The organism is Aquabacterium soli, assembly GCF_003933735.1.
GTDB classification, from domain to species: Bacteria; Pseudomonadota; Gammaproteobacteria; order Burkholderiales; family Burkholderiaceae_C; genus Aquabacterium; species Aquabacterium soli.
The window spans coordinates 70,478-93,762 of record NZ_RSED01000020.1; the positions used below are offsets into that span (position 1 = coordinate 70,478).

Consider the following 23,285-nt stretch of genomic DNA (forward strand, 5'->3'; position numbering starts at 1 on the left):
GCTTCATTGCTCGATGCCGGTGGCCGTGATCAGCGCCGGGTAGTGCCGCAGGCCCAGGCGATCGGCCAGGTCGTCGCCGGCCACGGGCGCGAGCGGTACGCCAGGCACCAGAGCGCGCAGCCGTGCCAGGCTCTGCGCGGTCTCGACGTTGACCACCAGGCCGACCGCGCCGCGTTCACGCAAAGCGGCGGCGCGGCGCTGCAACCAGACCCGGGAAGCCTCGTCGTCGCCGATGACCGCGAACGGCCGCAGGCCGGGCGCTTCGATCACGCGCCGCGCGACGGTACCGGGCGTGAGCTTGCTGCTGCGCACCGGCAGCATCGCGGCTTCGTCCGCTGGCGTGGCGGGAACCCGGGGCGTCGGGATGGGGGGGCGGGCCGGCGCGTTGGCGCGCGGCTGGAGGTTCAGGGCTTCGTAGTACGGCAATGCCGACGTGCCGCCACGGTCCTCGACCACGATCAGCGGCTCGCCAGCACGCGAGGCCAGCGGCAGGCCTGACAGCAGCATGAGCAGGCCCGTGAGCGCGAGTTGGACCGGATGGGGTTTCGTCATGGGGAGGTCTCCTGGCGCGCGGCGAAGACCGCGGCGGTTGGGCGCGTGCCCTGCACGCGGGCAAGGTGGCGGGACACGCTGCGCCGATAGCGGACGGCGGGCTCGCCGCCAGCGGGGCGGTGGTAGCGGCCGATCGCCAGCAGCCAGTCCTCGCCGGGGGTGTGCTGCTCCTTCAGGATCTCGGCGGCAACGGCGAGGTTGCGGTACGGGTCCAGCAGATCGCACGCGCCGGTGAAGCGGTGCTTGTGGTAGCCAAGGTTGATCTGGCCCAGGCCCGCGTCGATGCGCGTGTGCGGCGTGGCGCGCATCGCCTGCTGCAGGCCAGCGCAGGCGTCGGCGCGCGTGGCGAAGCGGCGCGATTGGCCGGCGACGTTGAGGGACCACGGCCATGGGACGATGCGCCCGTTGCGCCGGATGCCGCTCTCCTGCAAGGCCACGGCGTAGAGCACCGTCGAAGGGATGCCCGCGCGCTGGGCGGCAAGCTGGTAGGCCGGTGGCGGCACCTCCTGGGCATGGGGGGTGCTGGCATACACGCCTGCAGAGAGCACCAGTGCGCGCAAGAACTGCGATACGGGGGCAGCTACGGCTGGCGCTGCCATTGGCCGTTCACCTCGCGCACGGCTGCGGGCAAATCACCGGGCAGGCCCAGCGACAGCCAGCGGCCGCCATCGTGGTTGAGCGTGATGCTGCCGGCGCGCACGCGCGCCGGGTCGATCTGCGCGCGCTTGGCCCAGTCGCGGATGCGCGCGTCGTCCTGGCGGCTTCCGACCATGTACAGGTCGAAATCGGCGCCTGAGGATTGCAGACGCTGTACGAGCTGCCCGCAGGCAGCGCAGCCATCCTTGACGAACACCGCGGTGCGGCCTCTACCACGCACGGGACCGGCGCCGGGCTTGTCGTCGGGCAGGTTCACGCGCTGCATGCCGGGGTTCAGGCGCTGCCAGGCTTCGTCGTAGGCGCGCTGGTAGGCGAGCAGCTTCTCGACGCGGCGCGCTTCGACCTGCACCTGCAGCTCTGCGTAGCGCCGCCGCTCTTCGTCAGTGCGTGCCTCGATGCCCAGGGCGGACAGCGGGTCCAGGTTGGGCGAGTAGATGCCCAGCGGCCCGTCCATCAGCTCGCGATAGCGAGTCCACTCCTGCGGTTGCAGGCCCCATTCACTGGCCGCCCGATCGTCCAGCACGCGGGCGGCCAGCGGGCGCTCCTGGCTTTGCGCATTGCGCGCCGGGGCCGTTGCGGGCTGCTGCGCCCAGATGGGCCACTGCACCGACGCCAACACGAGCGCGGAAAGGAGGATCGACGGCTTCATGGGGTGCTCCGGTCAGGGAATCGCCACACGGCGGGTCTGGTTGCCGGCCTGGAACACTGCGGTGTTGCCCTCGATCGCCTGCAGGCGCCACGGGCCGACCGCATCCCCGGGCAGCAGCACCTGAAGTTGGGCGGGCATGAAGTCCCCGGTGCTCGGCGCGACGGACACGCTGCGCTGGCCAGCGCGCAGTTCGGCGCCGACGACGCGGAACGGCAGCGGCGGCGGTTCGGCCTTGGAGGCGGCGGCCGGGCGTGATGCGCGCGGCTGGGCGGGGGCTGCGGCACGCGCGGCGGTCTGGCGCGTCTTGATCTGCTCGATTTCGGCGCGTAGCGCCTGAAGGTCATCAGCGGCGGCATAGCCGCTCAGCGACTTCTCGACCTGGGCAGCGCGTGCTTCCAGGACTTGGCGGGTGTCCTTGAGGTCAGCGGCCGTTGCGACGGCTGGGCGCTGCTGGATGGCCTCGATGGTCTCGGCCAGGCCAGTCGCCTGCGCTTCCAGGCGCTGCAGGCGGGAATCCAGCCGATCCTGGTCGGTTTGATCGCGCATCGCCAGGTAGCCCAGCGCCACGATGACACTGAGGCCGATCAGCCAAAGCCAGAACAGGCTCTGTATGACAACCGCCGCGGTTGAGCGTTGGGCGGGATGCGAGGCATTCATGGCTGGCCTCCCGAAACCGCAGGCGCCAGCGGGAACGTCTGCACCGTCTCGGTGGCGAGTGGCCCGGATGGGGACTCGGCGACTGCACGGTCGCCGGGCCGATCGAAGCAGATTTGCCGTGCGCGGTCATCCGCGTGCAGTTCCCAGGACGGCCCAGCCAGCGTGAGCAGCGCATGGCGCAAGGTCATGGGGCCGAGATGCAGATGTGCCGCCGGCAGCGGCAGCGCGTACAGTTCGATCACGGCATGCGCGGTCTCGCAAAGGCCGTAGCCGCTGCGCTTGAGCACATGCCGCATCCCGTCGCCGACCGTGGCGCGGGCATCCTCGGGCATGGACACGTCGATGGTCTGCAACAGCAGGTCGCGCTGCGCTGCCGTGGGTGCCAACTCGACCAGCGTGTAGCGGCCGTAGCGCACGACCGGGATGTACTCGGGCGCCTCGGGTTCGGGCGCGGCCGAGACTTCCTCGATGGCATCGGGTGCGAGCGGCGCCGTGGTGGTCGCGCAGCCACTGGGCAGGGCTGCGGCCAGGAGGCCGGCGCCGACCAAGTGCCGGGATACATGGATTGCGGGCATGGCATCGGCTCTTCTGTTGCGATGCCGATACCTTGGCCGCGCGCGGCGGCGCGGTCAGTCAGGAATGCGAACTGGGAGCTACCCGCTTTTGCAGTCCAACACATAGCGCAACCCGCAAACCCAACTGTGGTTTGCACATTGATTCAATAATTGTTGTATTATCGAACAATGCAAGAAGATCAAGCCATTTCCGCCTTAAACGCCCTGGCTCACACCCAGCGCCTGCGCGTGTTCCGCGCCTTGGTCGTTGCTGGCCCGGGCGGACTGACGCCAAGCACGCTAGCCGACCAGCTCGACGTGGCCCGCAACACCTTGTCCTTCCACTTGAAGGAGCTGGCCCATGCCGGCCTCGTCACCATCGAGCAGCAGGGTCGCAACCTGATCTATCGGGCCGAGTACGGCCACATGAACGGCCTCATCGGCTACCTGACCGAGCATTGCTGCCAAGGTGGCGTATGCGAGGTTTCTCCATCCAAGACCTGCTGCTGACCATGACCGATACCACTTACAACGCCTTGTTCATCTGTACGGGCAATTCGGCCCGCTCCATCCTCGCCGAAGGCATCCTCAACGACATGGGCCAGGGGCGGTTTCACGCCTGGTCGGCAGGTAGCCATCCGAAAGGCGAAGTTCACCCGCTGGCGCTCGCCACGCTGGAGCGGCTGCACCTTCCGACAACGGGCTACCGCAGCAAGAGCTGGGACGAGTTCGTGAAGCCCGATGCGCCGGTGTTCGATTTCATCTTCACCGTCTGCGACAACGCAGCCGGCGAGGCTTGTCCTCTATGGCCGGGCAAGCCGGTGTCGGCGCATTGGGGCGTGCCTGACCCGGCTGCCGTGGAAGGCTCCTTGGAACGACAAAGCAAGGCGTTCTTCGATACCGCCATGACGCTGCGCCGACGCATCGAGTTGTTCCTGTCGCTGCCGATCAAGAGTCTAGATGCCATGTCGTTGCAGCGCGAACTGCGCGACATCGGCCGCCAGTGAGGCCTGAACCGATGAGCGCAACCGATACCGCCGGCCCCGCGCCAGCAAACTCCGCCATGAGCGGCTTTGAGCGTTACCTGACGCTATGGGTGGCGGTGTGCATCATCGCGGGTATCGCTCTGGGCCAGTTCGCGCCCGCCGCATTCCAGGCCATCGGCCGCATGGAGATCGCTCAAGTCAACCTGCCGGTGGGCTTGCTGATCTGGGTGATGATCATCCCTATGCTGCTGAAGGTGGACTTCGCCGCGCTCGGCCAGGTGCGCCAGCATTGGCGAGGCATGGGGATCACGCTGTTCATCAATTGGGCCGTCAAGCCGTTCTCAATGGCACTTCTGGCGTGGATCTTCATCCGCCACGCTTTTGCTGATTGGCTGCCCGCCGACCAACTCGACAGCTACATCGCCGGCCTGATCCTGCTGGCTGCCGCACCGTGCACCGCAATGGTTTTCGTTTGGAGCCGACTGACTGGCGGCGATCCGGCATTTACGCTGTCGCAAGTGGCCTTGAACGACACCATCATGGTGCTCGCCTTCGCACCCATCGTCGGCCTGCTGCTGGGCCTGTCCTCGATCACGGTGCCTTGGGACACCTTGCTGGTGTCGGTGGGTTTGTACATCGTCATTCCGGTCATCCTGGCCCAGCTTTGGCGCCGGGCGCTGCTGCGCAAGGGACAGGCCGCGTTCGACAGGGCACTGGAACGCATCGGCCCGTTGTCCATCGCCGCGCTGTTGCTGACGCTGGTGCTGCTGTTCGCCTTCCAAGGCGAGGCCATCATCCGGCAGCCGCTGGTGATCGCCATGCTCGCGGTGCCGATCCTGATCCAGGTGTTCTTCAATTCCGGGCTGGCGTACTGGCTCAACCGCCAGGCGGGCGAAAAGCACTGCGTCGCTGGGCCATCCGCGTTGATTGGTGCCAGCAACTTCTTCGAGCTGGCCGTGGCCGCCGCCATCAGCCTATTCGGCTTCCATTCCGGTGCGGCACTCGCAACAGTGGTCGGCGTGCTCATCGAGGTGCCGGTCATGCTGCTGGTGGTGCGGGTGGTCAACCGCTCACGCGGCTGGTACGAACGCCGCGCGACCACTTCGTAATCTCCAAGAGGCATCCATGAGCACCATCACGATCTACCACAACCCAGCCTGCGGCACATCGCGCAACGTGCTGGGCCTGATCCGCAACAGCGGCGAGGAACCGACCATCATCGAGTACCTGAAGACGCCGCCCGGCCGCGACACGCTCCAGGCGCTGATCGCGGCGATGGGCGTGCCGGTGCGGGACATACTGCGCGAGAAAGGTACGCCCTATGCCGAACTCGACCTGGGCAACCCGAAGTGGAGCGACGACGACCTGATCGGTTTCATGCTCCAGCATCCCATTCTCATCAACCGGCCGATCGTGGTCACGCCGCTGGGTGTGCGCCTGTGCCGGCCATCGGAAGCCGTGCTCGACCTTCTGCCGCAACCGCAGCGCGGCGCGTTCAACAAGGAAGACGGCGAGCCGCTGGTTGATGAGAAAGGCCGTCGTGTCTGAAGCCCGCCTCGACCTGCCAAACATCGACGCGGCGCTGTTCCAGCAACCAGACGCCGAACACCTGTTCGCGCCGGCACGGACCACCCACGCGCCGCGCTTCCTGCTGCTCTACGGCTCGCTGCGCGAACGCTCGTTCAGCCGCCTCGCAGCCGAAGAAGCCGCCCGCATCCTGCGGGCGCTGGGCGGTGAAACCCGATTGTTCAATCCGTCCGGCCTGCCGCTGGTGGACGATGCACCCGCTGATCACCCCAAGGTCAAGGAACTGCACGAACTGGTGCAATGGGCCGAAGGCATGGTGTGGAGTTCGCCGGAGCGCCACGGCGCGATGACCGGCCTGATGAAGACGCAGATCGACTGGATTCCGCTGTCGGTCGGCGCGGTGCGCCCGACCCAGGGCAAGACGCTGGCGGTGATGCAGGTGTCGGGCGGCTCGCAGTCCTTCAACGCGGTCAACCAGATGCGCGTGCTCGGCCGCTGGATGCGGATGCTGACCATCCCGAACCAGTCCTCGGTCGCCAAGGCATACCAGGAGTTCGACGAGGTCGGGCGCATGAAGCCCTCGGCCTATTACGACCGCATCGTGGACGTGATGGAAGAACTGATGAAGTTCACGCTGCTCACGCGCGACGCGGTCCCGTATCTGGTGGATCGGTACAGCGAGCGCAAAGAGGGCGCTGAATCACTGTCCAAGCGTGTACGGCAAGGTGCAATTTGACGATGCAAGGCACTGAAAAAAAGCCGACGACCTCTCGGTCGTCGGCATTGTGTGAAGTTCAGGCGGCGACCAATTGCCGGGCCAGTGCGACCTCGACGGAATCACCATCCTGGTTCAGAACATCGAGCCCGGATTCAGGCACGTCGCCCGAGGTGGACTGCGAGACCATGATCTTCTTGGCCATCAGCTCCAGGCAGGTCATCTGCGAAGAACCGGCATAGCCAAGGTAGATCACGCGCACGGGCTGCTTTTGCCCGATGCGCCAGGAGCGGCGTGCCGCCTGCTGGAGCGAGTACACGTTGTAGCCCGACTGCATGAACACGATCGTCGGGAACTCCAACAGGTCCAGCCCCGTCTTGACCAGCTCGGGGTTAGTGATGAGCACGTCGATGCCACGGTCCAGTTGCTCGGCGATCCAGTCTTCGCGGCGGCTGGCGTCCACGCTCGCGCGCAGCACCGCCACTTTGAAGCCCTCCTGCTCCAGCAGCACCTTCAGGCGCGACGTGGTGTCGCGCGTGCCGGTATAGACCGTGTAGGCCAGGACCTTGCGACCCTGTGCCTTCTCCTCTTTGCAGATGTCGATCAGCTCGCGCTCTTTCGGTGTCACCTCGAACTCGTTGAACTGAGCCGGGACGAACGCCAAGGTGTTGCGCGTGCGCGGATGCACCACGGTCTCCGACCGGAAGCAGCAATCCGGCCAGGCCAGCAGCACGTTGAGAACCACGCCCAGCAAGGTCGTATCGCGTCGCGCCAGAGCCTGTTTCAGCTCGGCGGTCAGCCGACCCGCCAGATCGCGGTAGGCCGCGGCTTGTGCCGTGTCCATCGCGACTTCACGGAACTCCTCGTCATAAGGCGGCAGGACGTTGCCGCCGATGTCCTTGAGCTTGAGGAAGATCGTGAACGGCAGGATGCAGCGCAAGACGCCCTTGGGGCCGAAGCCCGGGGCCTTGACCGTGCGCACCGATACCTTGGTGCCCTTGGCCGTCTTGTGCGCCGTGCCGGTGCTCTCGGAGTAGATGTCCTTCAAGACCCCGTGATCGCGCATGAACGCCATCGCAGCCGAGGTCATGCTGCCGCTCGTGGTCGGGCGGTAGCCGTCTTCGATCATCCGCCCAGGCAGGGCTCGGAACAGCAGATAGAACAGGTCGTCCCCATAGCCGCCCATCAGCGTGCCAGTCAGCAGCAAGGTCTTGCGAGCCTTCGCCGCCAGCACGCCCATGGCCTGGCCTTGGGCACTGCCGCCGTTCTTGTACTCATGGGCCTCGTCGGCGATCAGCAGGTCGAACGTGCCTTGCGGCAGGTACCTCTTGATGAACTCGGACGGTTGGTAGCCGCCCTCGCCGAAGCCGAACTCCATGTTGGCCATCGCACGTTCCATGCGCGTGGCCTGACGGTCAGAAAACACCAGCTCGCCGTTGCCGTCCATCAAGTTGATGAACTCGTGGATGTTGTCGCCGAGCATCGATGCCAGGAACCCGTCCCCGAACTTCTGCATCAGCTTCTGCGCGGTGACTTCCCCGATCGTCGGAATGCGCTTCAAGGCTTTGAGCACGGCCGAGGATTGATCGCTGCCGGACAGGCTGCGCGGGCGGATCAGCGTCCACAGGGGCGCGGCGCAATGGCTGCACTTCCTGCGGTACTCATCGGCTTGGAGAGCGACCGGGTTGACCGGCTCGCCGTCGAGGTCGGTGATAACCGTGCCGCAGTCCGGGCAAGCCGCCACGTCGCCGTGGCGGGTGCGTCGCGTGGTGAAGACAGGCTTCCAGTGGAAACCCATCCGCATCCTGACGCGCCCCAGGACGAAGAACTCCTGGCCCGTGGGCTGCACACCCAACTGCTCACGCAGCTTGATGAGTTTGACGAGCGTATCCGGCCCATTGAGCACCCATACCTTGGCGCCGGCCACCGTCTCCTGGATCTCCCGCCGCCACTTGTAAACCAGGTGCGGTGGCGACAGGACCAGAGTGCGGCGGTAGCCTTCGGCGTTGAGCACGGCGGCCGCGGCGATGCCGACGGTCGTCTTACCGCAGCCCATCTCGCCATTGACGATCGCGGCGCGTTCGCCACGGTCGATCAGCAGCTCGGCGGCGGCGTGGACGACTTCGGCCTGTGCTGGGAACAGCTTGCGCTTGAGGCTGGCGACGACGAGTTGCCGGTGCGCCTGCGGTTGGCCGGTATAGACCGGCGGGTTGGCGCTGTTGAGGGCGTCGAGCAGTTCGTCGCCGAACTCGCCGACGAAATCCTGAAGGCTCAGGGTCAGAGGGTTGGATTCCGCGTCCAGCAGTTCGCCCTGCACGGGCGTGGCTTCAGCGGCAGTGGTTTCGAGATCGAGGGACATGGTGATGCTCCAAAGAAAAATGGGGCATGCACCACCCCCAGCGGGGCAATGGCATGCCCCGTGGTGGGAGGAGAATCGGCGCGTGGCCGAAGGTGGTTGAAGATGCTGGCCTGGGTGGCCCGCGGGTGAACCGTGCTCAGTCCTCGGACGGCAGCACGATGGCGGTGATGCTGCGCCCCGTATCGGTGATGATGCGAATGGCGAGTCCCGGGTGGATCACGTAGTGCGATTCCAGTGGCGCGCCTGATTGAAGCGCAGAGCTGTTGGCCTCCCCCATTGCTGGGCGGTGACGTCGCCCCAGTCGCCGCGGGCGTGCCGTCTGAAGTACGGAATCGGGTCCAGGCGACCCGCGTTGAACAGGCGGTTGATACCTCTGCTGAAGATGAGCGCCCCAATGGGGAACGTCAGCCTGTGGCAGTAGGTTTCGATACGATGCGATGCCATGGGCTCCTCCTTGATGGTTCATTGGGCCACGACACCCCTGCCGGAGTGAAGTGGCTCCGTCAGGTGGATGAAGATGACGATGTGGGGCCTCAGATCAGGTCCCGCTCTTCGGGAAGCTGGACCACCGTGGTCTGGTGGTCTTCGCTGGTCTTGACGATCAGCGCCAGGTCCGGCGTGATCCTGAACTGCGAAATCATCAGGTTGTCCTGTTGGATCGCCACGTCGTTCGCTTGGCGGGTGGCCTCATCGATCTCGCCCCAGTCCCCGCGCACATGGCGCTGGACATAGGCCAAGGGGTCAATCAGGCCTCGCCGGGCCAGCCAATGCACCTTCTCGCTCAACTTCAACGTACTCGGTGTGAACAACGGTTGCTTGTGCGGCGCAGGCCGCTTGAACGGATTGGGGATCATGGTGTTTCTCCTTCGAGTTGGTACAGCAGGACGGCAGCGCGTCCGGTGGATCAGCGAATGGTCAACACCTCGCCCCGTGTCGGGGAGCCAGGCGTCATGTCCCACGCGCGGATGACAGGCACGAACTTGTCGGTGAGGATGCGTGTCTCGGCGATGGAGCCGTCTTCGCGTTCGGTGAATTCCCGCTGGAGCGTCTTGTCCTTGTGGGTGTCACCTTTGACGACGAGCACGCGCCCCGTCTGGGAGCGCACGACGCCGGAGATCGCGCCCGCGGCCAGAGCCAGGGCGAGATGCCAGTGGGACAAGGCCCGCGCCGGTGGACGCAGCGACTGCTGCGCGGTCCCCAAGTGCGTGTCCAGCGACGGCCAAAGGCCTTGCAGCCGGCCAACCTCGTCGGCGAACTGTTCGGGCTCCATCGTCACGCGGAAGAAATGCTCCGGCTCGGCCGGACTGGCGGGGACGATGTACGGCAGGAACGGCCATTCGCTCGGCAGTTCCTCGGCTTCGACTTCGCCAAGCCCAACCTGCAGCAGCAGATTGCGCACGGCCTTGACGCCATCGGGTGCCAGCTCCCGCTGACGGACCCGGCGGCCGAAGATCACCACCTGCTTGAACTGCGTTTCCACCGCTCGGTAGATACGCAGATCGGTGTAGTGGCGCGTCAACCAGCCGACCAGCTCCGCGTCGAGCACGTAGCCGGGGACGATGAAGACCAGCACGCCGCCGTATTGCAACAGCGACAGCGAACGCTGATAGAACAGCTTTTCGAGGCGGGCACGGCCCTGGCCCTGATAGCCGATGTTGCCGTTGACGTCCTTGGACAGGTCGCCATACGGTGGATTCAGCCACAGTAGTCCGAAGGACTGCTTGGAGATCATCGTGTCCATCAGGTCCGCGTGCAGGCAGTGATCGACCAGGCCGCGGGCATGGCGCGCCCGCTCGGCGTCGAATTCGACGGCGAACGCCTTGGCCTGTTCGCGCCCGAGGGCATGAGAGGCTTCGGCGATTGCCACGCCTTCACCGGCGCAGGGATCGAGGATGCACATCGGCCCGTCGCTGGGCATCAGTGCGTTGAGGGCTCTTTCGAGCGTGGGTTCGTCGGTCGGGTAGTACCCATTTTTGGCGAAATTGCGGGCGAGCCGCGGGAACATGAGAGCCATGGAAGTCTCCTGGTTGGCGGGGATGAATGACGGAAGCACGCCAAGGCGTGCCTCCGAGGGTGGGTCAAGCCGCTACCGCTTCCGGCGTCCAAATCTTGGCCGGATAGGGATAGGCGGTGAGCGCGTCACTGCGGATCAGGGAGCCCAGCGCCAAGCTCAGCGCCGGCACGTCGATGGCGAGCCGATGGCCTTCCAGCGGCCCGAGGGCGAACGGAAGGCGGGCCAGCATCTCGCGGCTTTGCAGCAGTTCCAGCACGGTCTCGCGCCAGTGGTCGAGTAGCGGTAACGGGCAGGTATCCCGCACCAACGTCCACAAGCGGTCGAGCCGGTGGGCGCTGTCGCGTGGCAGCAGTGCCAATGCGCTGGCGTTGGCCCTATCGGGCTTGACGCAGCGCCGGTCGAACAGCCACACGTTGGACAGCGAACCGAACAGCGTGCGTCGGTAAGCGCGCGTGATGCGCTTCTCCAGACGATCGACGTTGCCGATGAACACCGGGACGCTGCCGCCCTCGTCGGTGATGATGTGGAACTGGTCCAGTCCCTGCTCGTCGCGCCCGAGGGTCAGGCGGGCAAGGAACTGCTGGACGGCGGTGTCGCGCGCCCAGATGGACAGGAAGATCAGGTTGCCCTGGTCATCGCCGACGCAAGCGTCGGCCATAACGTCCGGGCATTCGTCGATGTGGAACAGCGTGGTGGATGAAGTGTGTGCGTGCATGGTGGTGTCCTCGATGAAATGAGGGGCAGCACCGCCCGCAGGGGCAGCGAATGCCCCGTTAGGGATGAAGGAATGCGGATAAGGTGTTCGATCCGCTTGGGCGTTCAGAACGTCTGTTCGGTGAACGAGCCGTCGGCCTGATGCTTGACTACACGGTTGCCAATGTTGCCCTCGCAGTCCTGTTGGACTTCGGTGAACATGCTTTCGGGCACGTCGATGTGGAAATGGCGCAGGACCACTCGGTAGTAGTCCAGGTAGTGGTTGAACGGGTCGCTCTCGTGCAGGTTGCTGTACAAGAAGTCGTCGCTCTCGACCTTCGCGGTATCGTCGATCAGCTCGGCCGGCTTTTCGATGAATAGGAAGAAGTAATTTGCCGGCCGGTCCCAGCCCAGTACGACGGTGATGGGAAAGCCCTTGTGAACGGTGTCGAAGTAGTGCCGACTCATGGTGATGTCCTCGGTGAATCGGAAACAGCACCGCCCCTGAGGCAGGTGCTGCCCCAAGGGGTGGAGAAAAGCCGCGCAAGCGGCGATGACGTGTGCCGGACCTCAATAGTCCGAATCGCAACCGGACGGGCAATAACCCAGTTCGATTCCGTGCGAGCAGTAGCCGTTTTCGGCGTTCCAGTCCTGGGTTTCCTGCCTTTCGGCCGGTGTGGCGTAGCCCCATTCCTGTGCGATCTGCAGCGCCTGTGCGCGTTGCTCTTCCGGCAATCGACTGGCTTGCGCGTCGATCTCCGAACTGAAAAGCGTGACCCAGTGGTCCCAGGACAGGCCACAACCACGCTGGGCGTGCTCGGCGGCTGTCTTGCAAACAGCTCGCCACGCGGGTTCACCCAGCGAAGAACGGGGTGTATCGCAATCGATGGTGGACATGATGGAGACCTCCAGAAGAAAGCCGGGGGCCTCCCCGCATAGGGAAAGAGCCCCGGCGGGTGGATGAAGAACACCGCGCATGCGGTGTCTGCGATCACGCAGGTTGCAGTTCGGCCTGGCGGCTCCACTCCTGCGTTTTGAAGTCCAGCGCGTAGCCCAGATCGCCCAGGCGGGCGATCTGCGCGCGCAGGGCGCGGCGGTCGATGGTCGAATCCAATTTCACGGAATCGCCCAGCGGCCAGAGCAAGCCGAACAAAGCAACGTCGCCCTCTTCGGTGCTGCCAGGGGCAGCCGCCGCAGCGGGCGTCGGTGCATCCACACCGAAGGGCGTGGTATCGACCAGCGGGTCCGCCGAGGCCTGCACGGGTGCGGGCTTGGCGGGTCTGGAGGCCTTGGCGGGCTTGGCCGGCGTTTCCGCAGGCTGCGTCCCCAGCTCTTCATCGAGTGGATCGACTTCCTGGGTGGCGAAGCTGCGGGCCTCATCACGACTCAGTTTGTCGATGCCGTTGAGCGTCATGCCGTCGAGGTTTGCGCGCACTTCAAACCGCGCGCCGCCCGCGACCGGATAGGACTTCGCGAAGATGTAGCGAATGACGAAATCCCCGTCGTACTTTCCTTCGGGGTACTGCTCCAACTCCGCGTCTTTAACCGCGAACTCGCCGATGGGGGTAGAAAGGCGCCCAACCGTGAACGGGCCGTTCTTGCCCCGGATGGTCCGCAACGTGAGCTGGCCCGGGACGACGATGGGTAGGGCTGATCTCGTAGGTGCCGATGTGGCTGCCATGATGGTTCTCCTTGGACGAATAGGAAAAAGGCAAGGCCCCGTGAGGGGCCGTGCCGGATCAGAACGAAGCAGCCAATGCCGGCTCCTGCTCCTCGACTGCACATTCGGGCTCGCGCTCGGCGGGCTCGGCAGATTGGTAGGAAACGGCGTCGGCGGCAGTGTCGATGGCGTTGGCGGCTTCGGACGCGGGTGCGTCCTCCGCTGGCGCTGCCTCGGCATGCGCCTGGCTCGTCGGATAGACCTGGGTGCCGTCGATCTTGATCAGACCGATGTGGACCAGCGTCGATTCCAGGCTTGCGGCCGGTTCCCCAGCGTGCTCGCCCTTGGTGCGGATGTACGGATCGATCTTCATGTCGTTCAGACGAAAGGCGATCAGCACCTTGCGATCCCCCTCGATGGCCTGCACGCATCGGCGAACCAGATGCTCGGCTTCAGGGGTGGCGACGATCGTGTCGAAGTACCGATATTCCGGTTCATCGACAGGTCCGGCCAGCGCGGCGATGGAGCACGACAGGAACGGGTCACCATCCTTGGGGGTGACGTCCTTCGGACGGTTGAGGTAGCCGATGCCACGGGTGATCAACTCGTGCTGCTCGATCGAAGCCAGTTCGGCCCGCTCGATCAGCTCGGCCTTGAGCAGTCGCGCCTTGAGGGATGCGGCGGCCTGGCCTTTCTGTTCGCCCTTGTCGCGGATGTAGGCATCGCCCCAGAGGTCGCCGAGGCGAAAGCGCACCAGCGGTCGCTGCTTGGAATCGTCAACGCCGATGTAGCGCTGAACGAGCTTCTTGGCCTCGGCACCCGAGACCTTGACGTCGAAGTAGCGGTAGCTCGGGTCCCTGGCGGGGCCGACCAGCGCGGCGATGGTGCAGGCCAGGAAGGGCTGCGCACGGCGGCCGCCCCTGACGGGCACCTCACGGACACGCTGGAGGTAGCCGATGCCCGAGGTGTGGAGGTCGAAATACGATTTCTCGTTGGAAGTGGTGTTCATGGTGAATCTCCATAGGGAAAAGCGGAGACACACCGAGCCCACGCATGCGGGGAAAGGTGCGTAACCCCGCGGTGGGTTGATAAGGCGAAAGCATCCGCCACCAGGGACTGGTGGCCGCTCGCGGATGGATGCGGTGCGAGCTGGCTCGGTCACGCAGTGGAAACTGCGCCGCAACCTCGAAGACCGATGGTTGCCTGGCATGTCGCTGACAGCGTCAGCAGGCATGGGGTCAGCATGGCCGGGCCTCGCGCGCGCGACAGCAATCAATTGGCATCCGCGCGTTTCCCTTTGTCCACGCAGCCCGGCTCAGCGCAAAAGAAAGCCCCCGGTGTGGGGGGCTGCGAGAGTCGAGTGGCGGTTGCCGCGCTATGCGGGAGGCACCACCTCCAGCGACAGATGTGTGGCGGTGGCCGACAGCATCAGGTCGTCTTCGGTGTGCAGGATGCGCGTGAATACGCCGTCCTTCGGGTCGAAGTACTCCCCGAAGTCGTCGCCGCCCAGTTCGGCGCGCGCCAGTTCCCACCAGTCGTCGAACGGGTCGGTATCCGGGTTGCAGCCGACGGCATAGGCCAGCAGCTTCACACGCCCATCCGGGCGGCGCTCTCCCTGCTCGGCGAGGAAGTACACGCCCTGGTCCTTGACCAGGATGACGCGGCATTGGCTGGCGATGGCCTCGGTCAGCACGGGGCGCAGGTCGGAGCCTTTGAATCGCAGTGACATGGTTGAAATCTCCTATGTGGAATAGAGAAAAGGCCCTCCATCCGCATGGATGGAGGGCCTGTGGGCACATGGCCCATGGGCGAAACTTCGTGGCGGGACCCACGGGTCAGCCGTAGAACCGGCAGGATTCAGTTTCCGGCGTCATGCCGGCACCGCCTGGCGCTGCCGGGTAGCCTTGGCGTCGATCACGCTCACATCGATCAGGCGCCAACGTCCGTCGTCGATGAGTCGCTCCAGCACTTCGCCGAGCATGTCGAAATACACCTCGTCATGCCGATCGACCAATTCGCCGTCGCGATGCAGCTCCACCACGTAGGTGTCGCCGCCTCGGTCGTACAGCACCGTCACCCGGCCCTCGAACTTCGCGGTCGAGACCGTGAAGCTGATCGCCGGAGGCGTCTCGATGATCTTGGACGGCGTCGGATCGACCCAGGTGAAATCCCGGGCACCCGCATCGACCAGCATGTGGGTGATGCGCCGGAAGCCATCGGGCGCCGGCATTTCCTCCAACTGCTGGATGAGCTGACCCAGCTCCATGCACTGCGGCTCGGGAATGGGCAGCTTGGCCGGCGCGGAGCCGAGGATGTGCGTCTTGACGGTGTAGGGAATGCCGTCGGACGTCATCTCGGTGCGCTCTTCCGGCGTGTCCGCCCGCAGCCCATCGAAACGGCGCCGTGCGTAGGGTTGGACATGCACCTTGGCGCCTTCGTCGGGGACGGTGGTCACCAGCTTGGAATCGAGCACAGCGAACTCGCTCGGCTTGAGCTTGACGACGATGGCATCGTCGGTGATGGCGACTACCTTCCCGTCGAAGGGCTGGGGGTCGACGGCGAAGCCCAATGTCGAAGATTGCGGCTGATCGTCGAACACGCGGTACTTGAACGACCGCACGTTGCGGGGCACGTGGCCTGCGACTAGCGAAGGCATCATGGATTTGATGAGGGAACGGTCCATGGGAATCTCCTTGAGGAAGAAACAAGGGATTCCCCGCCCGCAAGGGAGAGGTCCCTTGTGGGTGGTGTGGATGGACGCGGTACGTCCGTGGAAAACATCGACCAGCACGGCTTCCCGTGCTTGCAGCCTTGAAGGTCTTGGCTGCCTGGGCATGTGTCGGCAACGCCGACGAACATGGGGCAAGAATGGCCCGGGAGTAAGCGGCCCGCTTGCAGGAAACGGCACCCCATCGCACCCGCTTTCCAGCGCTGCGGGCGAGAAAAAGCCCCTCGAAAGGGGCTTGGGGGTCAGGCTTCGTACACGAAGTAGTGTTCTCGCTGACGCGGGAAGAACACGTGCTTCCACGTGTCGCCGCTTGTGTTGCCACCGTCGAATACGACCATTTCGTAGTCGTCAATGTCGGTGTCCACCAGATCGGCGCTGTCGATATGGCGCATGTGCAGCGTACCGCTCATGCGCTCGAACACCAGGATCTGGCCGATGGCGTCGTCCTGGCTCATGGCGTTGACGCAGGCTCCAAGCTGATTCTCGAAGTCGGGCGTGGGCAAGATGAGATCGGGGAACATGAGATTGCTCCTATGGAATTGAACCAGCCCGGCTCCTGGTGGGAGGCGGGCTGGCATATGGGGGATAAAGGGGAAGGCTTGCGCGTCGCGTGTCTGCTAGGTCTCGGCCAGTGGCAAGCCCAGTAGCGCGGGTGCGTCGGCATCGAGGATGAGGATGCGCACATCTGCCTGGCCGGCCAGTTCAAGGATGTTCGCCAGGTCGTCAGGCATGCCCTTGTCGCGGTGCTCCTGTCGAAGCTGCTCAGCACTGATGCCCTCGGCATATTCCAGGTTCTTGTCTGTCCAGGGCGTGGAGATCAGCTTGACGCCAATCGCCGGGCTGTACGGAACCCGAAAGGCGATGAACAGAAAAGCCTCCGGCGTGGCGAGGTCTGCCAGGTTGGCGAGGTACTGGCCGGTTTCCTGGCAGATGTGCGCGCTGCTGACTTCCCAGCACCGGCTGTAATAGCCGGTCTCGAAACTCAACCGCTGCACCACGTCTCGCGCGGCTTCGGCCGAATAGGTATCACCGACATGGACCGGGCGGCCGTCGAGGTCGTCGCCATGGATGGCATAGACCACGGCGCCCACCACGCCTTCGCCGTTGATGCCTTCAACAGCATCACATTCAGCAATCAGCTCGTCGCTGATGGCGTCAGTGCCGCTTTTGATCAACGCGAAGTCGCTGGTGACGATGCAAGGCGATGAGATCAGGTCGTTGTCGGAAAGATGCGCTTGGCTCGTGTGGATGGATCGCCAGACATGCGGGCTTCCGTCCCCGTAGCAGATGCACAGCGTTCGGACGACTCTCAGATTCCAGTAGCCGCGTACAAAGGGATTGGGATTCTGGGTCATGGAATTTCTCCAGATTGAATAATGGAGCCAATTCCCGCCACCGGGAATTGAACCCCGGTGGGTTGAAAGTGGAAAAAGCGTCAGGCGGCACTGATCGAGGGCTTTGGGCCAATCGGCGCAGGCTGACGGAAGAAAAATCGAGGGACATGGCCGCGTGGACGCATGTCCCTCATGGGCAGTGAACAAAAAGACGGTGGTATGCCGCAGACCGGCTCACCAACCGCTGTAGTTCACCAACAGATCGGCGATGACCTTGCGGCGTTGCAGATCGAGACCATCGAAGTCCGACAGTCCTTGGAAGTGGCAGCGCTTGAGCATGGCACCGCCCTCGCGCGCGTTGTAGAAGCTGAACATGGCGGACAGGAACATGCGTTCCCCGCTGCTCAGGACGCCGAGTGCGTCGTTGGCACGCAGCATGTCGGGACGCAGATCCCACTTGCTCTTTGCCTGGTTCAGGCCTTCGCGCGTGCCGTCGCCAAACCATTGCGGGCCTGCGATCTCGACGCCGCGCTTCCAGACCTCGAAGAAGGCTTGGGGCGCGGCGGCGAAATGCTGCTCTTCCCGCATGATCTGATCGACGACTTCCTGGGGCAAAAGCTGGTTCATGACGTGGTTCCTCCAGTTGGATCAGGGTGTGGCGAGCTGGGACCAGCCGCCTCTTTCGAGGGCACGTTGAGCCGCGGCATAGCTGCGGAAGTACTGGCAGGATTCCCGCGAAACGGGACCTTCTGTATCGCGCGTGCCGATGTAGTGGCCGGCGGCGCTATGCAGGATTTCGAGCGGCAGGAACTTGCCGCAATGGATCAAGGCCAACTGGCCGAAAGAGGCTTGCTGGGACATGGACGGGCTCCTTGGAAAAAGCGGGGCCTCGTCCCTCACGGGATGGCAGCTCCCGCACGCGGTTGAGAAAAAAGCATCGGCGTCACGGGTGACGCGCGTCCGCAGACTCGATGCGATGGCGGACTGGCGGGTAGCGCGGAAAGAATCCGCGGCAGCCTGGAAACTCTGGCTGCTGGCATGGTGCTGACGAATCAGCGACACATGCGGGCAGCTTCATGCGCGAGGCGAGCCGCGTCAGCCGGAAATCGGCATTTGCAACAGCCCCGATTGGCGAACGCGGAAAAAAGAAAGCCCCGCAATAAGTGCGGGGCTGTCAGGAGGATGAGGCGAAACTGGGTCAGCGAGGCCTGTCGCCCAGTACATGCTGCTTCCACAGGGCGAATGCCTCGTCCGGTCCCAGCTCTGCGAGGATGACGATGGGCTGGCCCCGACGGGCACGCAGCGATGCGAAATACGCTGGCCGGTCGGCGATGGCGTTGAGCTTGATGCCCTTTAGGAACAGCAACTGGCGGGGGCGAACTTTGGTGGTAACGCAGGCATGATTGCGCTTGTTTGGGGCAAAAGGGCCAGCGAAGCGGGCGGACACGGCCAGAAAACCGCGACGAACTACTTGTACTTGCCAGGCGAGGCGAACGGGTGACATCAGCATATCGCTATGCGGTAAAGAAGACCGTCCTAAAGCTTGCAGGATCCCGGCATAGCTTCATCATCACCTCTCCGTGACGGCTCATTGGAACGAAAAAGGCCAGCATCGCCGTGATGGACTTTCATAATTGCCAGGTCAACTGGCTTGCGTGCTGTTTATTCACAGCAAGGCATTGCGACGTCGTTGCAGCAATCGCCGCCATCGCAACAGGGCGTTGCAGCAAAAGCGGCGGTGGGCGCTAGCATGAGGGCCAAGCCGCGGCCGCTCATGCTGGGGGCCGTTCTCTTCAGATTGGTGTCCTGCACCGTGTGCATTGCGAATTTCCGGATCGTCCCAATGTCACTGGGACTCCTTTGTGGCGGCCGGGTTCTCCACGCTCATGAACGACTGGGCCACCAGCGCGATCGCCCCGCCCACGATGGCCATGTCAGCGATGTTGAAGGCGGGCCAGTGCCAGCCGTGCAGGTGAAAGTCGATGTAGTCGATAACGTGCCCGCGCGTGGCGCGGTCGAACGCGTTGCCCAATGCGCCGCCCAGAATGAGGCTGTACGAAAGGCCTTCCGTTTTGCGCAGCGGCCGGGAGAGCAGCCATGCGAGCCATGCCGATATTGCGAACGCGATCGCCAGAAAAAACCACCGCTGCCAGCCGCCCGCGCCAGCAAGGAAGCTGAACGCCGCGCCGGGATTGAGAGCGTGAACTAGGTTGAAGAATGACGCCACCTCGTGCGACCAACCCAAGGGAGTTGTCGCGTCAATGTAGCTCTTAGCTGCCTGATCGCCGGCGAATATAACGATCGCGAGTGAGTACCACTGCGTCTTGCGAAGAGATGGTTCATCCATTGTTCATGCCGCCTTGAACTTCAGGAGGCGCAGCCCATTGACGACAACCAAAAGACTTGCCCCCATGTCAGCGAACACAGCCATCCACATGGTGGCATGCCCTGTGAACGTCAACGCAAGGAACACCGCCTTGATGCCAAGGGCCAGAACGATGTTCTGCGTGAGGATCGCCGCAGTGCTACGCGACAGCCGGATGAAGGCGGGGATCTTGCGCAGGTCGTCGTCCATCAGGGCGACGTCGGCTGTTTCGATCGCGGTGTCGGTGCCGGCCGCGCCCATGGCGAAGCCGATGTCGGCACGGGCGAGCGCGGGCGAATCGTTGATGCCGTCGCCCACCATGCCCACCTGGCCCTCGCCGCCGACCAGGCTTTCGATGGTCTTGAGCTTGTCTTCGGGCAGTTGGTCACCACGGGCTTCAGAGATTCCGACCTGGGCAGCGATGGCCGCGGCCGTGTGCTGGTTGTCCCCCGTCAGCATCAGCGTGCGCACACCCAGCGCCTGCAGGTCGGCCACCGCCTCACGGCTGGTTTCCTTCACGGTGTCGGCCACTGCAAAAATGCCGAGCACGGTCGCATCGTCCATCAGCAGGATCGCTGTCTTGCCTTGGCGCTCCAGGGTCTCCAGCCGAGCCTGGAGCGTCGCTTCGCTCAGGCCCAGCTCCTGGGCGAGCCTGTGGTTGCCCATGTGCAACATGCGCCCGGCGACGCGGCCGCGCACGCCGCGGCCAGGCAGCGCCGCGAAGTCGTCGACCTCGTGCAGCGCGATGCCGTCACGGTTCGCCTTGCGGGCGATGGCCTGAGACACAGGATGGTCCGAGCGTGCCGCGAGGCTTGCGGCCCAGGCGGCAACTTCCTGCGCCTCGCCGATCAGCGGCACGAAGTCGGTCTGCTCGGGCTTGCCATGTGTGAGTGTGCCGGTCTTGTCCAGGGCCAACGCCTTGAGCTTGCGCCCGCCCTCCAGGTAGACGCCACCCTTGATCAGGATGCCGCGTCGGGCGGCAGCGGCCAAGCCGCTGACGATGGTGACCGGCGTGGAGATGACCAGAGCGCAGGGGCAGGCGATCACCAGCAGTACCAGGGCCTTGTAGACCCAGTCAAACCATGCGCCGCCGAAGGCGAGCGGCGGCACGACGGCAACCAGCACGGACACCGCGAACACCGCCGGCGTGTAGACGCGGGCGAACTGGTCGACGAAGCGCTGCGTGGGCGCACGGCTGCCCTGCGCGGACTCCACGGCATGGATGATGCGCGCGAGCGTCGAGTCGCTGGCGCCTGCGGTCACCTTGTATTCGAAAGAGCCGGTCTCATTGATGGCTCCGGCGAAGACCTGGTCACCTTCGGCCTTCTCGACGGGCAGGCTCTCGCCGGTGATGGGCGCCTGGTTGATGGCCGATCGACCCGAGGTGATCAGGCCGTCCAGTGCGATGCGCTCGCCAGGACGCACGCGGACCACCGCGCCCTTTGCGACCTCCTTGGCCGGCAGCTCTGTCCATGAGCCATCGGCCTGCCGCACGGTCGCGGTCTCGGGCGCCAAGTCCATCAGCCCCCGAATGGCGTTGCGGGCGCGGTCCAGCGACTTCGCCTCGATCACTTCCGCCAACGCGAACAGGAACATGACCATGGCGGCCTCCGGCCAGTGGCCGATCGCCATGCCGCCGGTGACCGCGATGGCCATCAGGGCGTTCATGTTCAGGTTGAGGTTCTTCAGCGCGATCCAGCCCTTCTTGTAGGTGCTGAGGCCGCCGGTGAAGATCGAAACCAGTGCCAGCACGATCACGGCCCAATGATTGCCGTCGTTGACCCAGTACACGCCTTCGGCGGCCACCGCCGCAACGCCCGAAACCGCCATCGGCCACCAATTGGTCTTGTGCGCGGCCACCGGGGCATCGCGCGGCTCATCAGTCCTCTGGACCTCGGCTTCCATGCCCAGCGATTCGATGGCTTCGACTGCCGGCTTGATCGCGTCGGGTGTGTGCCGAACCGTGAGCGTGCGCTGCATCAGGTTGAAATCCATTCCCTGCACGCCCGGCATGCCTTGCAGCTTGCCGCGGATCAGACTTTCCTCGGTCGGACAGTCCATCTTCGCGATGCGAAGTACCGTGGTGGCTGTCTGCATGTCCTGCCGCGCAGCCTGCATTCCAATGGAAGCAAGCGCCTTCTCGATCGGCGCTGAGGTCGCCAGCGTGTGCTGGACTCCCAGCACACGCTGCATCAGATTGAAGTCGAGCGCGGTCACACCCGGCAGCTTGCCCAGCCGGTCGCGGATCAGCGCTTCTTCCGTCGGGCAATCCATGTTCTCGATCCGGTACGTCACCCGCTCGCCGATCGGCGGCGCGGAAACGGCAGCGGTTGGTTGCTGCTGCAGGGCCGAGGATGGGATCACAGCCGCGGCTTCGATCGGCCCCGTGTGGCCGAAGGTCTGCTCCTTGGCGCGCATGCCGATCGAGGCCAGGACCTGCTCCATCTGCGCGCGTGCCTGAGCGAGGTGTTTCACCGACAGGGTGCGCTCAGCGAGGTCGAAGTCGAGGTCCTGAATTCCCTCGACTGCCCCGAGGTGCGAGCGGATGAGTTTCTCCTCGCTCGGGCAGTCCATGTTCTCGATGCGGTAGGTGGTCGACACGGCGGCGTCTCGGACAGCCTGAGCCTTCATGCCCACCGAATTCAGCGCTTGCTCCAAGGCATCGGCCGAGACTTCGCGGTGCGAAATGGTCAACAAACGCTGCGGAAGATCGAACAGGAGCCGCTCGACACCGGGCATGCCCTCCAGCGTTCGCCGCACCAGTGCTTCCTCATTGCGGCAATCCATGTTGCTCACGTGGAAAACGGTGGTTTCAGTGCTGGCCTGCTCACTGGCGCACGCCGTCTGTTGGCCATTGCCGCCGGAGTAGGCGCATGGGCTGGAAGGTTCTTTGTTCATAGATCGCTCTTCATTGACAAGGTTTTCCCCGGATGCCATCATTAGAAAACCTCTAGTAGATATAGAGTCAAGTTTTTTATAGGAAGCAACCATGATGCGGATCGGTGAACTGGGCAAGAAGGCAGATTGCTTGGTGCAGACCGTGCGCTTTTACGAGTCAGAAGGCTTGCTGCCCGAGCCTGCACGTAGCGAGGGCAACTTCAGGCTCTATGACGAAGTCCATTTGCAGCGCTTGCTGTTCATCCGCCGCTGCCGGGCGAAGGACATGACGCTGGATGAGATCCGTCAACTGCTGAACTTACGGGATCGGCCAGAGTTGGGCTGCGGCGAGGTGAACGCGCTGGTCGACGCTCATATCGCGCAAGTGCGGACCAAGATGAAGGAATTGCGCGCCTTGGAGCGCGAGTTAATGGATCTGCGACGCTCCTGCGATAGCGCCCGAACCTCGCGCGAGTGCGGCATTCTCAACAGCTTGGCCGAGCCCGCCTGAAGCTCGAGCGTGTCATCGGTGCTGGAAGTGATCGGGTCCAGTTCTGAGAGCCACGTGCCGCGCTCCATCATGCGAAAGCGCGCGGTTCTGACGTTTTGAGACGGCGTGCGACCGAGGGCGTGGCCCACAGGAGCCAGCGCGAGCCGGACGACCTGCGCGCCGCAATCTCCGCCACCTTACGGGTTCTCCAGGCCAGACCGAGCATCGCGGCGTGGCTGCGCAGGTGCAGGTGCAGGCCAAGGTAGCAGTGCGCCACGACGCGGCCCGACTCATGGGCACGCCACGCAACTCGCGATCGCTTCGCAAGAAGCCGCAAGGCCCGACTCGCGCAAGAATGCGACGTGGGCAAGATCGTATAGCCAGCAGCGCAAGCGTTTGCCGCTGCTGGCCGGCTCCGGAAGGGATAGACAAGCTGCGGGCCGTAGTCCATTGGAAAGTCCATCTTTC

Annotated in this window: 29 protein-coding genes and 1 pseudogene; 6 read left to right on the forward strand and 24 right to left on the reverse strand. The window is 64.4% G+C overall.

From position 1 onward, the window contains the following. Positions 1–3: 3 nt before the first annotated feature. The 5 genes from EIP75_RS19780 to pilL2 are packed head-to-tail and all read right to left on the reverse strand — an operon-like array spanning position 4 to position 3,090. Positions 4–552 (reverse strand): integrating conjugative element protein, encoded by a 549-nt coding sequence (locus EIP75_RS19780; RefSeq protein ID WP_006226022.1) that lies wholly within the window; start codon positions 550–552, stop codon positions 4–6. Then, positions 549–1,151: a transglycosylase SLT domain-containing protein gene (locus EIP75_RS19785; protein ID WP_006226021.1), complete on the reverse strand. Its 603-nt coding sequence runs from the start codon at positions 1,149–1,151 to the stop codon at positions 549–551. The genes EIP75_RS19780 and EIP75_RS19785 overlap by 4 nt, the downstream gene beginning before the upstream one ends. Next, positions 1,133–1,858: a TIGR03759 family integrating conjugative element protein gene (locus EIP75_RS19790; protein ID WP_003120008.1), complete on the reverse strand. Its 726-nt coding sequence runs from the start codon at positions 1,856–1,858 to the stop codon at positions 1,133–1,135. Before EIP75_RS19790 ends, EIP75_RS19785 begins: the two co-directional genes overlap by 19 nt. Positions 1,859–1,870: 12 nt before the next feature. Beyond that, positions 1,871–2,515 carry a PilN family protein gene (locus EIP75_RS19795; protein ID WP_003120009.1) on the reverse strand — a complete coding sequence of 215 codons (645 nt, stop codon included), beginning with the start codon at positions 2,513–2,515 and terminating at the stop codon, positions 1,871–1,873. After that, a complete protein-coding gene (gene pilL2, locus EIP75_RS19800) occupies positions 2,512–3,090 on the reverse strand; it encodes a PFGI-1 class ICE element type IV pilus protein PilL2 (protein WP_016852812.1) in 579 nt (192 codons plus the stop codon). Before pilL2 ends, EIP75_RS19795 begins: the two co-directional genes overlap by 4 nt. A gap of 168 nt (positions 3,091–3,258) precedes the next feature. Here pilL2 and EIP75_RS19805 point away from each other — a divergent pair, with 168 nt between their 5' ends. From EIP75_RS19805 to arsH, 5 genes are read left to right on the forward strand one after another with little or no spacing between them, the layout of a single operon-like run. Next, positions 3,259–3,579: an ArsR/SmtB family transcription factor gene (locus EIP75_RS19805; RefSeq protein WP_003120011.1), complete on the forward strand. Its 321-nt coding sequence runs from the start codon at positions 3,259–3,261 to the stop codon at positions 3,577–3,579. Between the two features lie 2 nt (positions 3,580–3,581). After that, positions 3,582–4,076 (forward strand): arsenate reductase ArsC, encoded by a 495-nt coding sequence (locus tag EIP75_RS19810; RefSeq protein ID WP_006226020.1) that lies wholly within the window; start codon positions 3,582–3,584, stop codon positions 4,074–4,076. A gap of 11 nt (positions 4,077–4,087) precedes the next feature. Further along, a complete protein-coding gene (gene arsB, locus EIP75_RS19815; protein WP_006226019.1) occupies positions 4,088–5,164 on the forward strand; it encodes an ACR3 family arsenite efflux transporter in 1,077 nt (358 codons plus the stop codon). A gap of 16 nt (positions 5,165–5,180) precedes the next feature. After that, positions 5,181–5,603 (forward strand): arsenate reductase (glutaredoxin), encoded by a 423-nt coding sequence (gene arsC, locus EIP75_RS19820; RefSeq protein ID WP_006217715.1) that lies wholly within the window; start codon positions 5,181–5,183, stop codon positions 5,601–5,603. Beyond that, the gene (gene arsH, locus EIP75_RS19825; protein WP_003120015.1) at positions 5,596–6,318 is read left to right on the forward strand and encodes an arsenical resistance protein ArsH; all 723 of its coding nucleotides are present in this window, start codon (positions 5,596–5,598) and stop codon (positions 6,316–6,318) included. Before arsC ends, arsH begins: the two co-directional genes overlap by 8 nt. Positions 6,319–6,376: 58 nt before the next feature. On the opposite strand, the gene EIP75_RS19830 is transcribed toward arsH, so the two are convergent. From EIP75_RS19830 to EIP75_RS19920, 18 genes and pseudogenes are all read right to left on the reverse strand, one after another. Next, the gene (locus EIP75_RS19830; protein WP_006226018.1) at positions 6,377–8,656 is read right to left on the reverse strand and encodes a helicase-related protein; all 2,280 of its coding nucleotides are present in this window, start codon (positions 8,654–8,656) and stop codon (positions 6,377–6,379) included. Between the two features lie 136 nt (positions 8,657–8,792). Continuing rightward, positions 8,793–9,100, reverse strand: a pseudogene (locus tag EIP75_RS19835) (hypothetical protein). 89 nt (positions 9,101–9,189) lie between these two features. Beyond that, positions 9,190–9,510: a hypothetical protein gene (locus EIP75_RS19840; protein ID WP_003120017.1), complete on the reverse strand. Its 321-nt coding sequence runs from the start codon at positions 9,508–9,510 to the stop codon at positions 9,190–9,192. 50 nt (positions 9,511–9,560) lie between these two features. After that, on the reverse strand, positions 9,561–10,694 hold the full coding sequence (locus EIP75_RS19845; RefSeq protein ID WP_254919932.1) for a DUF6094 domain-containing protein: 1,134 nt from the start codon (positions 10,692–10,694) through the stop codon (positions 9,561–9,563). A 40-nt stretch (positions 10,695–10,734) separates the two neighbouring features. Then, entirely contained in the window at positions 10,735–11,385 is a 651-nt protein-coding gene (locus EIP75_RS19850) for a hypothetical protein (protein WP_006226015.1), read from the reverse strand. A 104-nt stretch (positions 11,386–11,489) separates the two neighbouring features. After that, complete coding sequence (locus tag EIP75_RS19855; RefSeq protein ID WP_016852814.1) at positions 11,490–11,831, reverse strand: hypothetical protein; 342 nt, start codon at positions 11,829–11,831, stop codon at positions 11,490–11,492. A 102-nt stretch (positions 11,832–11,933) separates the two neighbouring features. Next, on the reverse strand, positions 11,934–12,260 hold the full coding sequence (locus EIP75_RS19860) for a hypothetical protein (RefSeq protein WP_006226013.1): 327 nt from the start codon (positions 12,258–12,260) through the stop codon (positions 11,934–11,936). Between the two features lie 94 nt (positions 12,261–12,354). Further along, entirely contained in the window at positions 12,355–13,044 is a 690-nt protein-coding gene (locus tag EIP75_RS19865) for a DUF3275 family protein (RefSeq protein WP_006226012.1), read from the reverse strand. Between the two features lie 58 nt (positions 13,045–13,102). Next, complete coding sequence (locus tag EIP75_RS19870; RefSeq protein ID WP_006226011.1) at positions 13,103–14,032, reverse strand: DUF3577 domain-containing protein; 930 nt, start codon at positions 14,030–14,032, stop codon at positions 13,103–13,105. Between the two features lie 366 nt (positions 14,033–14,398). After that, positions 14,399–14,752 (reverse strand): DUF3085 domain-containing protein, encoded by a 354-nt coding sequence (locus tag EIP75_RS19880; RefSeq protein ID WP_006226010.1) that lies wholly within the window; start codon positions 14,750–14,752, stop codon positions 14,399–14,401. 141 nt (positions 14,753–14,893) lie between these two features. Then, on the reverse strand, positions 14,894–15,706 hold the full coding sequence (locus EIP75_RS19885) for a hypothetical protein (protein ID WP_006226009.1): 813 nt from the start codon (positions 15,704–15,706) through the stop codon (positions 14,894–14,896). Positions 15,707–15,993: 287 nt separating this feature from the next. Beyond that, entirely contained in the window at positions 15,994–16,272 is a 279-nt protein-coding gene (locus EIP75_RS19890) for a hypothetical protein (protein ID WP_003108989.1), read from the reverse strand. Positions 16,273–16,368: 96 nt separating this feature from the next. Next, positions 16,369–17,106, reverse strand: a complete 738-nt coding sequence (locus tag EIP75_RS19895) for a DUF5983 family protein (RefSeq protein ID WP_003098947.1) — start codon at positions 17,104–17,106, stop codon at positions 16,369–16,371. Between the two features lie 213 nt (positions 17,107–17,319). Next, entirely contained in the window at positions 17,320–17,712 is a 393-nt protein-coding gene (locus EIP75_RS19900) for a hypothetical protein (protein WP_003098949.1), read from the reverse strand. Between the two features lie 21 nt (positions 17,713–17,733). Continuing rightward, entirely contained in the window at positions 17,734–17,946 is a 213-nt protein-coding gene (locus tag EIP75_RS19905; protein ID WP_003116833.1) for a hypothetical protein, read from the reverse strand. A gap of 337 nt (positions 17,947–18,283) precedes the next feature. After that, positions 18,284–18,595, reverse strand: a complete 312-nt coding sequence (locus EIP75_RS25045) for a hypothetical protein (RefSeq protein WP_003108988.1) — start codon at positions 18,593–18,595, stop codon at positions 18,284–18,286. Positions 18,596–18,931: 336 nt separating this feature from the next. After that, complete coding sequence (gene lspA, locus EIP75_RS19915) at positions 18,932–19,432, reverse strand: signal peptidase II (protein ID WP_003098955.1); 501 nt, start codon at positions 19,430–19,432, stop codon at positions 18,932–18,934. A gap of 3 nt (positions 19,433–19,435) precedes the next feature. Further along, on the reverse strand, positions 19,436–22,348 hold the full coding sequence (locus tag EIP75_RS19920) for a heavy metal translocating P-type ATPase (RefSeq protein WP_199758655.1): 2,913 nt from the start codon (positions 22,346–22,348) through the stop codon (positions 19,436–19,438). Positions 22,349–22,439: 91 nt separating this feature from the next. Between EIP75_RS19920 and cadR the strand changes: the two genes are divergently transcribed. Continuing rightward, positions 22,440–22,838 (forward strand): Cd(II)/Pb(II)-responsive transcriptional regulator, encoded by a 399-nt coding sequence (cadR, locus tag EIP75_RS19925; protein ID WP_003098965.1) that lies wholly within the window; start codon positions 22,440–22,442, stop codon positions 22,836–22,838. Between the two features lie 67 nt (positions 22,839–22,905). Here cadR and EIP75_RS24670 read toward each other — a convergent pair whose 3' ends face one another. Further along, positions 22,906–23,280, reverse strand: coding sequence for a DUF3703 domain-containing protein (locus EIP75_RS24670; RefSeq protein WP_055312603.1), 375 nt, complete (start codon positions 23,278–23,280; stop codon positions 22,906–22,908). Between the last annotated feature and the right edge of the window lie 5 nt (positions 23,281–23,285).